Here is a 15436-nt window from a genome sequence, read left to right on the forward strand (position 1 = left end):
GAAATAAACCAGTCAAGTAGAAGTTTAGATGTCCAAAATTACTTGACCCAATTAATTAAAATGTTTAGAGTTATAGACGTCCAAACATCTAAACGTAAATGTGCTATATATCGGCTAAATTATCGGTAAAGCCGGCGAGATAGAAACTGTGTTTGCATGCTTACTTAATTAATGGAGAAACATAATGTCGATGGCTAAAACAAGTAATATTACTACTTCGGCAGTAAGAGCCGGTATCAATACTGATCAGCACCATGGTGCTGTGGTCGCTCCTATCCATTTATCCAGTACGTATTCATTAAAAGGTTTTAATGATAAACGTCAATTTGATTATTCTCGCACTGGTAACCCAACCCGAGCTAATTTTGCTGAAACGATTGCAAAATTAGAGCAAGGCAGTGTTGGCATAGTTACCAGTACCGGCATGGCAGCAGTGCATTTGATTTGTCAGCTGTTATCAACGGGTGATACTGTCGTTATTCCACATGATTGTTATGGTGGTAGTTTTAGATTATTTACCCACTTAGCTAAACGTGGCTTATTCAAACTCATCGTTGTTGACCAAAATGATCAACAAGCACTGGCTAATGCCTTAGCCCAGAAACCTAAATTAGTATTACTTGAAAGCCCAAGTAATCCGCTATTACGCTTAGTGGATATTGCCGAAGTAACTAAAGCATGCCACGGGGTGGGTGCTTTAGTGGCAGTTGATAACACTTTCTTATCCCCCGCACTGCAACAGCCTTTAACCTTGGGCGCTGATATCGTTTTTCACTCAACCACTAAATACATAAATGGTCATAGTGATGTTGTTGGCGGTGTTTTAGTCACCAAAACGGCCGAGCTAGGTGAAAAGCTAGCGTGGTGGGCAAACTGTATTGGTATTACCGGCAGTGCCTTTGATAGCTTCTTAGCATTACGTGGCTTAAAAACTTTACCAGTAAGAATGAAGCAACATCAAGAAAATGCTTTACAGGTGGCTGACTTCCTAAAAAATCATGATGCCATTGATGCGGTATATTTCCCTGGTTTCCCTGACCACCCTGGTCATGATATCGCGAAAAAACAGCAATCTGGCTTTGGTGCTATGTTAAGTTTTGAAGTGAAAGGTGGCGTCGAAGCGGTGAAAAAGTTATTCGATAACCTAGAATTGTTCACTTTAGCGCAATCTTTAGGTGGTGTTGAGAGTTTAATAAGTCACCCATCAACCATGACCCATGCGGGTATGGCGATAGTTGATCAGTTAGCGGCGGGGATTACTCAATCTTTAGTGCGCATATCTGTTGGTATTGAAGATATTGATGATATAATAGCTGACTTAGCTCATGGTTTAGCGCAAAGCCAACAGTAACTACAACTTGTTGGGCACGAAAGTATTGATGATATTCTCGTTGAAATAACAACTAACCTAACCATGGTTTAGCATAAAGCCGACAGTAATTACAACTTGTTGGCTTCGAAAATGTAGATGATTTTTTCGTTGAAAAAACAACTGACCTAACTATGGTCTAGCATAAAGCCGACAGTAATTACAACTTGTTGGCTTCGAAAATGTAGATGATTTTTTCGTTGAAAAAACAACTGACCTAACTATGGTCTAGCATAAAGCCGACAGTAATTACAACTTGTTGGCTTCGAAAATGTAGATGATTTTTTCGTTGAAAAAACAACTGACCTAACCATTGTTTAGCATAAAGCCGACAATAATTGCAGTTTGTTGGCTGCGAAGATATTGAACTTTCGTTAAAAAAACTGATAGCCCATGGTTTAGCGCAAAAATGACAGTAATTGCAGCTTGTTGGGCATGAATCTATTGATAATACTTTCGTTGGAAAAACTAACTGATTTAGCACCAAGCCGACAGTAACTGACACTTGTTGGGCATAAAGATATTAATCTTTCGTTGGAAAAACTAACTGATTTAGTCCAAAGCCAACATTAATAAACAAATTAACAATTGCGAAAATAAATTCGCAGTTGAGCAGGTAGAGAGATGACACAAGAAAATATTACGCTCAATAAAATTAACGAACATAAATCAGTGCTAAGGCAAGAGGGTGCTGAGCATGAATTGGTCGCTGACTTTATCTCGGAAAATAAATTAGCTAAACATGCTATTCAAGTACACAAATTTGGTGGCAGCTCTTTAGCCACGGGAAAATGTATTAAACGTGTTGTTGAAATTATCCGTAAAAATTGTCAGTTGAACGATATTATCGTGGTATCAGCTAATGGTAAAAATACTGATAGTTTATTTGCAATTTATTCTCTGGTCGAACAATCAATCACTGCACAAGCTACGCAAACAAGTGATGAGTTAACGCAAGCCATCACTGATTTAGCGGAAAAACAAGCGCAATTAATTACTGAGGTATTAAATGCTAATAATACTAAACAATTATTACAGCTTTTAAGCAAAGATATAGCACAATTAACTAGCTGGCTAGCGGGCGATATTGTCCAGCATCACAATGATATTTTAGCCTTTGGTGAGGTGTGGTCAGCAAGATTACTGTCAGCGATACTGAATGAGCAAGTTTGTCCAAGTAATAACATCGATGCTCGTGATTTTCTCGTTATTGATAATGAGCAAAACTGTGCCGTTGATACCGCAATAAGCGCCGTGCAATTAAGACAAAGACGTCAGTTTGGTAAGTTAGCCGTCATTACGGGTTATATCAGTAAAGATGCGCGTGGCAATAGCTGCACCTTGGGCCGAAATGGCAGTGATTACTCTGCTACTATTATTGCTGCTTTAGTTGCTGCCGGTAATGTCACTTTATGGACCGATGTTGATGGTATTTATAGTGCCGATCCTCGTGTGGTGCCTAACGCGAGGAAACTACATCGTTTACCTAATGGTATTGCCAAGGAATTAGGTCGTTTAGGTAACCCTGTATTGCATGCCAAAACATTATTGCCTTTGATTAATCCACAGAGTGAACATCATACCCACTTACATGTGGCCAGTAGTTTTGACCCCGACGTTATCGGCACTGAAATTGGTAAATTTGGTCAAATAGCGAAACAAGAATTATCGGTAACTTATCTTAATGATCTATTGTTGGCGCAATCCGTGAGTTTTATTGGTGAGACTGGTGCCAAGGCGCATGCAGAATTTTCACCTATTTGTATGGATGATGAAAAAGGCTTTATGGTCATCACCCAAACACAACAAAAAGCATTAAGTCAGTGGTTGGCTAGCCATGATGTTGAGGTTAGCTTTAAGCCAGTTGCTATTATTGCCACCGTTGGTCATAGAGTAGCAGAGCGTGGCGATATTAAAGCTCGCTTTAAACGTTCATTAAAAACAGCCAAGCCATTAAATATAGTTGGCAGTGATAATCGCCATAGTGTTATTGCTATTCTGCCAGAGGCTTGTTCGATTGAATTGTTGAATACTGTCCACCATGAAATGACCAAAGATGCTCGCCATATAGGTTTAGTTGTTGTCGGAATGGGCAATATAGGTCAACGATTTTTAGAATTATTACCCGCGCAACTTAATAAAGTGTATGCCTTAGAAAACTTGCACCTAGTTGGCTTACTTTCCTCGAAAAAAGCGTTAATCAACAATGATGGTATTGATGTAAATCAAGCAACGTCATTATTTGTCCAAGATGCACAAACTTATGACACAGAACAGCTTATTTCTTGGTTGAGCCATCATCCATACGACGATTTAATTGTTGTTGATATCACCCCAAGTGAAGATTTTAGCTTATTGTATGAGCAAATTTTTGCCTTAGGTATTCATGTGATAGGTGCAAATAAATGGGCGGCGTCAAGCAGCACTGAACATTATAATAATTTAGTAAATACCGCGGATAGTCATAATAGCTTGTGGCTAGGCAATACCACAGTAGGTGCGGGTTTACCGATAAACTATGCCATTGATGATTTGCGCCAAAGTGGCGATAGTATTAGTGAATTATCAGGAATTTTTTCAGGGACCCTTTCTTGGTTATTTGAAACTTTTGATGGCAGTTCAAAATTCTCCGAGCTGTTATTAAATGCCTTAGCACAAGGTATTACCGAACCTGATCCTCGTGAAGATTTGTCAGGCAGAGACGTACAACGTAAATTGTTAATCTTAGCGCGTAAAGCGGGCTTTGAGTTGGCGTTAGAAGATATTGACTGTCAAAACTTAGTACCAGAAGCATTGCAATCATTATCAACCAGTGAGTTTTTAGCCAGAGTTGATGAATTAGATGACTACTTTGCTACAGCGTTAACAGAGGCAAATAGTAAAGGCGCTTGTATCCGGTATGTTGCCCGTTTTAAGTATAACGAAACCACAGGTATTAGCGCAAAAGTTAGTTTAGAGGTATTGCCACAAAGTGATGCTTTTGCCAACTTAACCCCGTGTGACAATATTTTTCAAATCAATAGCCTCTGGTATAAAGACAATCCATTAATCATACGTGGACCAGGAGCAGGACGAGATGTTACTGCCGGCGGTTTACATTCTGATCTCGTTAATATTTGTCAGCAACTTGCTCATAAGAAAAATCAAGTGAAAATAAAGGGCATGAATTAACCCGCTCTAGCCAGGCCAGTAGTTTCACTCAATGGTAGTTTGAGTGAAACTGGCTATGGACCCAGTATCATGGTGGTTTTCCCGCCTTATACCTTGGCAATGGCAGCGAGGGGATGAAATACCCTTAAGCGTTTAGCACCTTAAAGCCACAATAAATAAATCGAACTCAGCCAATATTTTCTTGTTGTTCAAGGTAACTGCTCTTGTGTAACTATTGCATTTGGCTATCATTACTAGCATGATAGCTATTATTTATTCCCTTCAACGATGCAATGGCTAAAGAATCCCCTCACCAAACACATTACACCCGACAAATTCATCATTTGTTAGCAAAAGTCTACGGGCGCAGTAGCGTTAAAGATTCTTTGTTAGATCGCGCTATCGACTACTTTAGCCACGAAGAATTTCGACCTTCCGATGAGAAAATATCACCGGAAGAATCACAACTAGCTCAAATGCAGCGTACAGAACGCCACTCTAGTTTACTGTCTCTTGCCCTCACTATTCTTGATTTAGCGGAAGGGGACAATTACGCTGAGAGTAACCGGAAATCAGCACAATTTCTTGGCACCATTCAATTAACTAGCCCTAGTGAAGGTAAACGTATTGCCATTCATCATGAACAGAGCAAGTCAATTTATAAAGCGGTATTATGTTTACGTTTACTCGACCATGTAATTCTTGATGGCAAGATGGTCGAACCTTATATTGCTAAATTTCTCAAGGATATCTGCCCTGAACAATATAGGGATTTTGCCTCTCACGACAATGCAGGTCACCAGCGCTTTGCCGAGCAGGTGAAAGTCCCACTTATTATGGCGGCACTATTGCAAGATGTGGGTAACTACCACCCTAAATCCCAAGCGATACTTCTGGGTAGTGATGGCAAACAAGACCCTTTTCGTACCCTTGAAATTGCAGAACGAAAAGAACTACTGCAAATTAATTATCGTGCAACAGTTAAATACCTGAGTGAAGGTATTGGCATGCCAACATTTGTCGGTAATACCAAGCCCGAGCGTGAGCAGTTTATTGCCGATGAGCAGGACAAACTGTCTTTTATCAAGTTGCTATTAAAAACCAGTGTTAATCCTAAAAACACTATTGGTAATATCTTAAAAGTACCACAAATTTATACTTCAATAATTTTATCGACTAAGGCCAGTTATAATTACAAGTTGTTGCCGAAAGTCTTTCAAGTACTCAATAAAAATGCTGAAATTGGTGCCTGTGCACAAAGTGTCGTTGATGCCTTATATAAAATTACCGGCATGTTCCCACAAGGGTTTGGTATTGTTTATATGCCCTTAGGGGAGTTTGGTGAAAAAAGCGACTGCTATGAATATGCTATTGTAAATAGCCTTTACCCTGAAAAGGCAGAGCAACCTATTTGTCGAATGGCAACACGTAAACTTACTTTTATCGGTTATGGCCAAAATACAATTATCAAAAATAACAGCAATCTTTATTTCACTGAAACGGCAAAGAAATTAGCAACCTTGAGTAAAGAAAGGTTGAATGAAATTCTGGAGTTATTAAGTTCAAATGCTCAGGAGCGTAAGCAGTTAGATCTATTACCTCGTTGTTGGCATGCTAAAGAATTTTTCTCACTGAAAAGCAATCAAAACCTGTGGAATAAAGTTGATTCATAGGATGCCTGAATAAGATGGTTACGGCATGTTTTTTCAAAAGGAAGTGAAGGCGTGATAAAACAAGTAAAAAGTAAAGGTATTGCCGCATCTTGAATGGCATCGAAGTTTCAAAGTGACACAGCTAGACTCTTTTGGTTGGAATAACTGTAGGGGAGAAACTGAAAAAAGGCAGTCATAGCAAAGCGATGACTGCCTTTTTCGTATTGATAAGTATCACTGCTGCGCTAATGTGATGGCGAAAGGCTATAAACAGTAATGCTGGATCATTCTGGTTAGTAATCTTTCAGTTTTTTCGACTTCACTATGAGCCAAAAATTCATTCGGCTGATGAGCTTGCTCAATAGAGCCAGGACCAAGCACTATAGTTTGACAGCCTAGTTGCTGAATATAGGGAGCTTCGGTGGCGTAATTCACCGCACAACAACTATGACCACTAATCTCTTCGGCAATATCAATCAGTGTACTGGGTTTTTCTTGCTTAAAACTGGGTGAACTCGGGTGCATTTCGGCAAAAGAGATACGACCTGGATAGAGTTCAGCCAAAGGTTTGAGCGCCTCGCTTAAGCAGTTAATCAATTCGTCATCACTCATGCCCGGCAAAGAGCGTAAATCAATATCTAAATGACAATGACCACAAATCCTATTGGCATTATCACCGCCAGCAATAGCGCCTAAGTTTAAGGTTGGTGCTGGTACATCAAAGGCCTTATTTTCGTAATTTTGTTGAAACTTTTCTTTTAATTCGATTAACTGACCAATGACTTTATACATAATTTCTATGGCATTAACACCCAAATTTGGCTGACTTGAATGACCAGACTTACCTTCAACACTAATCCGGTGCGACATGTGACCTTTATGCATAACCACGGGTACTAAATTGGTGGGCTCGCCAATAATGGCAACATCAGGTTTTATCGCTTGGCTCTTGGCAAAAAATCGGGCGCCAGCCATAGTGGTTTCTTCATCAGCAGTAGCCAGAATATACAAGGGCTTTTTCAGCTGAGCAGCGCTTAAGTTTTTACATACTTGTAAAATAAAGGCGAAGAAACCTTTCATATCACAAGTGCCTAAACCAAAAAACTTATCATCTTTAACAATTACCTTGTGTGGGTCTGATTGCCATTGGTTTTCATCAAAGGGTACAGTGTCACTATGGCCGGCTAATAATAGACCACCTTCGCCACTACCTAACTTAGCAAGTAAGTTGAATTTATTGCTGGTCTCAGGTACTGCTTGAATTTCAATAGTAAAACCAAGTTGCTCAAACCAGGTGGCTAAGAGTTGGATGACCTCTTGATTACCCTGATCCCAACTGGGTTGGGTGGAGCTGATAGAAGGACAAGCGATTAACTGGCTTAAGCTTTGGCTGAAATTAGGCAGCTTTGTCATAAATAACCTATAAATTGGAATAATTACTTAAATAGTTATGCTGTTTGATTGCATAACTACCCATGTGATGTTACTTTAGTAATACAGTGTAAATAACCTGCTTTGATAAGGCTACATCAAAAATGACAACGGCTATACCAGATTCGAATAACAGTATGCAAAAAGTGGCGATTATTGGCGCCAGTGGCTATGCAGGTGCTGAGCTTGTTGGTTTATTAGGCAAGCATAAGCGAGCACAAATTTGTCATCTAGTTGTTTCTGAAAATAGCAGTTCAGAAGGAAAGTTATTTAGTGAATTACATGGTCGTTTTAAAGGGGTATGTGATTTACCATTACAAGCATTCTCGCCAGCATGGTTTGATAACAATGCGGCTGATTTAGATGTAGTGTTTTTTGCCACTCCCCATGAATTCAGTGCGAAATGGGCGCAAGCCTTTATTGATGCCGGTGTTAAAATTATTGATCTTTCTGGCGGTTTTAGATTAAAAGACGCCAATGATTATCCCAAATACTATGGTTTTGAACATGCCAATATTGATGCTTTAGCTACGGCTAAATATGGTTTAGCTGAATGGCAGCAAGATGATATTGCTAAGACAAATTTAGTGGCTGTGCCTGGCTGTTACCCAACGGCAAGTTTGCTTTGTTTAAAACCTCTCACTGTAAACAATTTAGTGGTAGAAAATTCATTGGTGGTCGTTAATGGTATTAGTGGTGTTAGTGGTGCCGGACGAAGTGCCTCGCTAGCGACAAATTTTAACGAGGTAAGCCTAAAAGCTTATAACGTATTACAGCACAGGCATCAGCCTGAGATTTCACAAGAAGCCGCAATAGAAGTGGTGTTTATCCCTCACTTAGCGCCTTATAAAAGAGGGCTTTTAGCAACCGTAACCTTGCAAGTTAAGGATGGCGTTACCAATGCTCAAATAAAACAAGCTTTTGCACAGGCTTATAGTGATACACCTTTAGTCAGGTTAGTGGCAAGTTGGCCAGAAATTGGCAACGTCGCTTATACACCATTTGCTGATGTGCACTGGCAGTTTGATGAAGACAAGCAGGTTGTAGTGGTAAGTTGTGCCATTGATAACTTACTTAAAGGCGCAGCCTCACAAGCCGTACAATGTTTTAATATTTCACTGGGCTTGGCCAGTGAATATTCGTTAATCAATACTTAGAAAAAGAACGTATTAAGGTATAGCAAGGAATAAAAATGAACAACCCTGAACTAAAGCCAGTAGTTAAACCCGTGCTAAAACCATTAGTCATTAAAATTGGCGGTGCCATTCTTGAAAAAGAATCCGCACTCAGTGCTTTATTCAGTGTCATTGCGCAGTTGAAAAACAAACAAGTGGTTTTGGTTCATGGTGGTGGCTGTGTGGTTGATAAAATGTTAGCACAAGCGGGCTTTACTACCGAGAAAATACAGGGCTTGCGGGTTACGCCAAAAGAACAAATAGCCTTAATAAGTGGCGTCCTGGCCGGTACGGTTAATAAAGCTATTGTCGCTACCGCGAATAGTATGGGGTTAGCGGCGGTGGGTTTATCGTTAAATGATGGCGATATGATCTCTTGTACGTTATCCCAGCAAAATTTAGGTCAAGTGGGTGTGCCACAAAGTAATAACAGTAAGTTATTAGACACCTTATTAAAAACTAATTTCCTACCGGTAATTTCTTCCATTGGTGCGCTAGATAATGGTGACTTAGTGAATGTTAATGCCGATGATGCGGCGGTCGCTATTTGTCAGCTGCTTAATGCCGAACTTTTGTTATTAACCGATGTGAATGGTGTTAAAGGCGCAGATGGTCAGTATTTAGCGTCACTTAACGCGGAACAAGCTCAACAGCTAATTAAGCAAGGGGTTATTGCTGGTGGTATGACGGCAAAAGTAAATGCTGCCTTGTATGCCGCACAACAATTACGACGAAGTATCGCGGTTGCCAGCTGGCAATCGCCGGAGCAAATTAGCCAGTTACTTGATGGTGTTGGTGTTGGCACACAAATACAGCCAAATTAATCCTTAACAGGATCTCAGCCAAGAGCGCCATTAATGAGCCTACTATCAATTAGTCAAAATGGAATATTGAGAGAAAAATCTTATGTCGACCACTAACGTATTACCACCACTAAGAAGTTTTTTAGCGGATGATCAGTTCAGCAAAGCGCAATTATTAGCCTTAATCGACTTAGCGATTAATATTAAAAAACACCCGGCGGACTATAGCCAAGCGCTGGCGGGAAAATCAGTGGCGATGATTTTTGAAAAACCTTCTTTAAGAACACATGTTAGCTTTGACATGGGTATCAATAAATTAGGGGGTCATGCGTTGTATTTAGGTCAACAAAATGGCAAGTTGGGTGAACGTGAGCGGGTTAGTGATTACGCAAAAAATTTATCTTGCTTTGCTGATGTCATTGTTGCCCGTGTCTTTAGCCATAAGTCTATTCAAGTTTTAGCGGAGCACGCCAGTATTCCGGTGATTAACGCTTTGTGTGACGTTTATCACCCGTGCCAGGCATTGGCTGATTTTGTTACTTTATCAGAAAACTTCCCAGATTTAAGCCAGGTAAAATTAGCCTATGTTGGTGATGGTAATAATGTTTCTAATTCATTAATGCTTATGGCGGCTATTTTAGCGGTAGATTTTACCTTGGTCTGTCCTGAAGGTCATGAGCCACAAGCAGATATCATTGAAAAAACCAAGCAGCTTGCCCAAGAGTCAGGCAGTAAATTTATCCTTACCAATGATATTGACGCCATTGGTAAACAAGATGTCATTTATACCGATACTTGGATATCTATGGGTGATGAAGATGCCAATAAAAAAGCTGACATTCTCGCTAAATTTGCCCCGTATCAAGTTAATCACGCTTTGATGGCGAAAGCACAAGCTAATATGCTATTGCATTGTCAGCCAGCGCATTTGGAAGAAGAAATAACTACCGAGTTATTCGATAGTGAATTATCGAAAGTATTCCAGCAAGCGGAAAATAGAATGTGGGCACAGAATGCCGTGTTAGTAACATTGCTTGCTAATTAACCATTGTTGTAACTATTTATTACCATAGCTAGGGCAAAAAGTACTCACCTACAAGAGTATGAAGCGTGCTTTTTTCTTGCTCTAGCAGCAAATAGCATAACGAACATTGATTAATTTAAAAATTGATAAAAATTAGTCACATCTAAAAATTTAAGAGAGAATAAAAATGGCTTTAGCAAAGAAAAAAATTAAAAAAGTAGTATTAGCGTATTCTGGTGGCTTAGATACCTCGGCTATCATTCCGTGGTTAAAAGAGAACTATGAAGGTTGTGAAGTTATCGCTTTTTGTGCCGATGTTGGTCAAGGTGATGAAGAGCTTGAGGGCGTAAAAGAAAAAGCCCTAGCCTCAGGTGCATCAGCATGTTATATAGTTGATCTTAAAGAAGAATACGTAAAAGAATATATCTACCCAATTTTAAAAACTGGCTCAGTGTACGAAGGCCAATATTTATTAGGTACGTCAATGGCGCGTCCTATTATTGCTAAAGCACACGTAGAGATTGCGCTTAAAGTTGGTGCTGATGCCCTTTGTCATGGTTGTACTGGTAAAGGCAATGACCAAGTACGTTTTGAGTCTTGTTTTGCTGCCCTAGCACCAGAGTTGACGGTAATTGCGCCATGGCGTGAGTGGGATATGGTTTCTCGTGAAGACTTACTCGATTACCTAGCTGAGCGTGATATCCCTTGTTCAGCGTCATTAACTAAAATCTATAGTCGTGATGCTAACGCTTGGCATATCTCTCATGAAGGCGGTGAGTTAGAAGACCCATGGTGTGAGCCATCAAAAGAAGTATGGACCATGACGGTTGATCCAATGGATGCGCCCGATGTGCCAGAAAAAGTGCAATTAAGTTTTATTGCAGGTGAACTAGTTGCTATTGATGGTAAAGACTTTTCTGGAAATAGTGAGACTGGTAGTGAAAAGGGTGCCGGTGCTTATGATGCATTAATGTATCTAAATGATAAAGGTGCAGCACACGGTGTTGGTCGAATTGATATCGTTGAAAACCGTTTAGTGGGTATGAAGTCTCGTGGTTGTTATGAAACACCCGGTGGCACCATTTTAATGGCGGCATATAAAGGCTTAGAAACACTGATCCTCGATAAAGAATCACTTAAATATCGGGAATCAATTGGTCTTGAATTTTCACATGTTATTTATGATGGTCGTTGGTTTACGCCACTGGCTAAAGCGCAACTTGCTTCTGCGGCATCGTTTGCTGAAAAATTAACCGGTGATGTAGTAGTTAAGTTATATAAGGGCATGGCGCAAGTGATTCAACGTCGTTCACCAAATAGCTTGTACTCAGAAGCGTTTGCTACTTTTGGTGCTGATGATGTTTACGACCAAAAACATGCCGAAGGTTTTATCCGTTTGTTCAGTTTATCAAGCAGAATTACCGCGCTAAGCCAAAATGGCAGCTTAAAAAATCTGGAGAAGTAATTATGGCGTTATGGGGTGGAAGATTTAAAGGCAAGGCGAGTTTACAATTTAAGAAATTTAATGATTCACTGCCGATAGATTATCGTATGGCGGTACAAGATATTGTCGGCTCAATTGCCTGGGCACAAGCGATTCATGAAGTGGGTGTATTAAACGATGACGAATTAGTCCGTTTAACGGCAGCACTTGAAGAGTTAAAAGCCTCTGTTGAAGAAAATCCTCAGCAAATTTTATTATCTGATGCCGAAGATATTCATAGCTGGGTAGAAATTCAGTTAATTGAAAAAATCGGTGATTTAGGTAAGAAACTCCATACCGGCCGTAGTCGTAATGATCAAGTAGCAACCGATTTGAAACTTTGGTGTAAAGAAACTGGCGGTGATTTATTATTTGCCTTAGTGAACTTACAACAAGCGATGATGAATTTGGCTGAGCGTGAAAAAGATACCGTGCTACCGGGTTATACCCACTTACAAAGAGCACAGCCTATTACTTTCGGTCATTGGTGTTTAGCCTATGTAGAAATGTTTGATCGTGATATCGGTCGTTTAAAAGATGCCCTTTATCGGTTAGATGTTTCGCCGCTTGGCTCTGGCGCCTTAGCAGGTACCGCCTACCCAATTGACAGAAAGGCATTGGCGCATCGTTTAGGTTTTAGAACCGCAACCCTAAACAGCCTTGATGCTGTTTCTGATAGAGACCATGTTATTGAATTATTGGCCTCAGCCAGTATTTCTATGATGCATTTATCACGTTTTGCCGAAGATTTAATTTTCTACAATTCAGGTGAAGCGGGTTTTGTTGAAATGAGCGACTTAGTTAGCTCTGGCTCGTCGTTAATGCCGCAAAAGAAAAACCCTGATGCTTGTGAATTAATTCGTGGTAAAACCGGGCGTGTTTTTGGTGCTTTAACCGGCATGTTGACCACCATGAAAGCCTTAGCCCTTGCCTATAATAAAGACATGCAGGAAGATAAAGAAGGTTTGTTTGACGCCCTTGATACGTGGCAAGAATGTATGGAAATGGCGGTATTAGTGGCCGATGGCTTAAAGGTCAATCGTTCACGTACCCTTGCCGCGGCACAACAAGGTTACGCCAACGCCACTGAACTGGCTGATTATTTAGTGGGTAAAGATATACCGTTCCGCGAAGCGCACCATATTGTTGGTGAAGTTGTACTCGCCGCTATCGATAAAGCTGTGCCGTTAGAAGATTTAACCATCACGCAACTGCAAGCGTTCAGTGATAAAATTGAGCAAGATGTCTATCAACACCTTACCATTGAATCGACCCTTAATAAGCGTGAAGTGCTGGGTGGTACTTCCCGTGCACAGGTTGAAAAAGCGTTAGCCACAACACAGTCTGGTAATGAAGCTATTTTGAACGAGCAAGTCGTCGGTGCACCAGGTAAGCAGCAAATTCAAGTGGCGCTTAAGCAAGTGAAGCAACGTTTAAATGCCCAACGCGCTGCAGCTATGTCAGTTCGTCGTGCAAAAATGTCTGATGTTGATAGTATTCATCAACTGGTTAATTTTTGGGCCGATAAAGGGGAGATTCTGCCACGTAGTCGTGACAATATAATTCACGATATTCAGAATTTTGTTGTCACCGAACTTGAGGGTAAAGTTGTTGGTACCGCCTCTCTCTATATCTATCAAACCGGCCTAGCTGAGATTCGCTCAGTTGTGGTGGACGAAAGTGCTCAGCAGCAAGGGCAAGGTGAAGCGTTGGTTCAGTACTTGCTAGAGTTCGCCCATCAAATGGAATTAGCACAAATTATTGTGTTAACTTATATTCCGCAATATTTTGAGCAACTTGGTTTTAATTTAATTGATAAAAACTCCCTCGCAGAAAATATTATTGAAGACAGTGAACCTAGTCCACATAAAGATCCTGCGGATGAAGTGGCGATGGCATATATACTCAACCAGCCTTAGACGGCAAATTTCAATGAGTATAATATTGTTGAAAGTAACTTGGCTTTTAGTGATGAAACTAAGCAAATAAAGAATGGAAAACATGAATAATAGTGATCAGAATTACGTAAAATGGTTTAGAAACGCCGCGCCCTATATTAATGCCCATCGCGGAAAAACGGTGGTATTAATGTTTGGTGGTGAAGCCGTCACGCACGCTAATTTTTCTAATATTATTCATGATATTTCGTTATTACGTAGCTTAGGGGTGAAATTGGTGGTGGTGCATGGCGCGCGGCCACAAATTGAAGACCGTATGAAGCAACGGGGTCTTGCCGGCAAGGTGGTCAATAATATTAGGGTAACTGATGCGCAAACGTTAGTTGCCGTTAAAGACGCTATCGGTTCATTACGTCTGCACATTGAAGCCTTACTCTCCACTGGTATCGTTAATTCACCTATGCACGGCTCACAAATTAGAGTCAGTACGGGTAATTTTGTTATAGCGAAGCCTATGGGTGTTCGTCATGGTATAGATTATAAATTCACTGGTAGTGTCAGACGCATAGATTCTGACGGTATTAACATGCAATTGGATTATGGTTCCATAGTTTTGTTGTCACCGATTGGTTATTCACCGACAGGGGAAGTTTTTAATCTTGCGTTAGAAGATGTGGCCACGCAAACCGCTATTGCACTGCAAGCCGATAAGCTTATAGCCTTTACTGAAGATGAAGGGCTTATTGATAAATCAGGCCAGTTAATTCGCAGTTGCAGTGTCCGGACAGTGAAAACGCTGTTGGATGACAATGACTGCCATGTTCGTCAATTATTGCTGCGCTCCATTATTGAGAGTAGTGAAAATGGCGTTGAACGTTGTCATTGTGTCAGTTATCAAAGTGACAGTGCCTTGTTGCAGGAGCTATTTACCCGTGATGGTGCCGGTACTTTGATTGCCAAAGATCATAAAGAATTAATTTCTACCGCCACTATTGATGATGTCGCCGGAATTTTAGAATTGATACAACCGCTGGAGGAAGAGGGCGTGTTAGTTAAACGCTCTCGTGAACTGCTCGAGATGGAAATAGAGTGTTTCATGGTGCTTAAAAAAGAAGATGTCATTATCGCATGTGCTGCTTTATATCCTTATCCAGAAGCTGAAACAGGTGAAGTTGCTTGTGTTGTTATTGACCCGGATTATCGAAATGGTAACCGTGGCGAAAGAATTATTAATGCTGTAGAGCTGAGTGCTAAGAAGAAAGGTTTAACATCACTATTTTTATTAACCACTGTGAGTGGTCATTGGTTTAGAGAGCAAGGCTTTATCGAAACATCTCTTGAAAGGTTACCTGAAGGGAAAAAACAAATGTATAATTTTCAGCGTAATTCGCAAGTATTCATCAAAGAGATATAATTTACTAAGCTATTTAAGCCATTGCTGTAGAGCCTCA

General features: G+C 40.4%; 10 protein-coding genes. 9 read left to right on the plus strand and 1 reads right to left on the minus strand.

Annotated features, from left to right (window positions below; translation table 11 throughout):
- Window positions 1–184 precede the first annotated feature (184 nt).
- From metB to MTCD1_RS14120, 3 genes are all read left to right on the plus strand, one after another.
- Window positions 185–1351 (plus strand): cystathionine gamma-synthase, encoded by a 1167-nt coding sequence (gene metB, locus MTCD1_RS14110; RefSeq protein WP_057179483.1) that lies wholly within the window; start codon window positions 185–187, stop codon window positions 1349–1351.
- A 642-nt stretch (window positions 1352–1993) separates the two neighbouring features.
- A complete protein-coding gene (gene metL, locus MTCD1_RS14115; RefSeq protein ID WP_057179484.1) occupies window positions 1994–4540 on the plus strand; it encodes a bifunctional aspartate kinase/homoserine dehydrogenase II in 2547 nt (848 codons plus the stop codon).
- Window positions 4541–4812: 272 nt separating this feature from the next.
- A complete protein-coding gene (locus MTCD1_RS14120; RefSeq protein WP_057179485.1) occupies window positions 4813–6192 on the plus strand; it encodes a hypothetical protein in 1380 nt (459 codons plus the stop codon).
- 243 nt (window positions 6193–6435) lie between these two features.
- Here the strand turns inward: MTCD1_RS14120 and argE are convergent, their stop codons facing one another.
- Window positions 6436–7584 (minus strand): acetylornithine deacetylase, encoded by a 1149-nt coding sequence (gene argE, locus MTCD1_RS14125; RefSeq protein WP_057179486.1) that lies wholly within the window; start codon window positions 7582–7584, stop codon window positions 6436–6438.
- Window positions 7585–7706: 122 nt separating this feature from the next.
- Between argE and argC the strand changes: the two genes are divergently transcribed.
- From argC to argA, 6 genes are all read left to right on the plus strand, one after another.
- Entirely contained in the window at window positions 7707–8759 is a 1053-nt protein-coding gene (gene argC, locus MTCD1_RS14130; RefSeq protein WP_438819289.1) for an N-acetyl-gamma-glutamyl-phosphate reductase, read from the plus strand.
- A gap of 35 nt (window positions 8760–8794) precedes the next feature.
- Entirely contained in the window at window positions 8795–9601 is an 807-nt protein-coding gene (gene argB / locus MTCD1_RS14135) for an acetylglutamate kinase (RefSeq protein WP_057179487.1), read from the plus strand.
- 82 nt (window positions 9602–9683) lie between these two features.
- The gene (locus MTCD1_RS14140) at window positions 9684–10625 is read left to right on the plus strand and encodes an ornithine carbamoyltransferase (RefSeq protein ID WP_057179488.1); all 942 of its coding nucleotides are present in this window, start codon (window positions 9684–9686) and stop codon (window positions 10623–10625) included.
- Between the two features lie 166 nt (window positions 10626–10791).
- Window positions 10792–12069, plus strand: a complete 1278-nt coding sequence (locus tag MTCD1_RS14145) for an argininosuccinate synthase (protein WP_057179489.1) — start codon at window positions 10792–10794, stop codon at window positions 12067–12069.
- A 2-nt stretch (window positions 12070–12071) separates the two neighbouring features.
- Window positions 12072–14006 (plus strand): argininosuccinate lyase, encoded by a 1935-nt coding sequence (argH, locus tag MTCD1_RS14150; RefSeq protein ID WP_057179490.1) that lies wholly within the window; start codon window positions 12072–12074, stop codon window positions 14004–14006.
- An 82-nt stretch (window positions 14007–14088) separates the two neighbouring features.
- Window positions 14089–15399 carry an amino-acid N-acetyltransferase gene (gene argA / locus MTCD1_RS14155; RefSeq protein WP_057179509.1) on the plus strand — a complete coding sequence of 437 codons (1311 nt, stop codon included), beginning with the start codon at window positions 14089–14091 and terminating at the stop codon, window positions 15397–15399.
- Window positions 15400–15436 lie beyond the last annotated feature (37 nt).

The organism is Colwellia marinimaniae, assembly GCF_002207865.1.
GTDB classification, from domain to species: Bacteria; Pseudomonadota; Gammaproteobacteria; order Enterobacterales; family Alteromonadaceae; genus Colwellia; species Colwellia marinimaniae.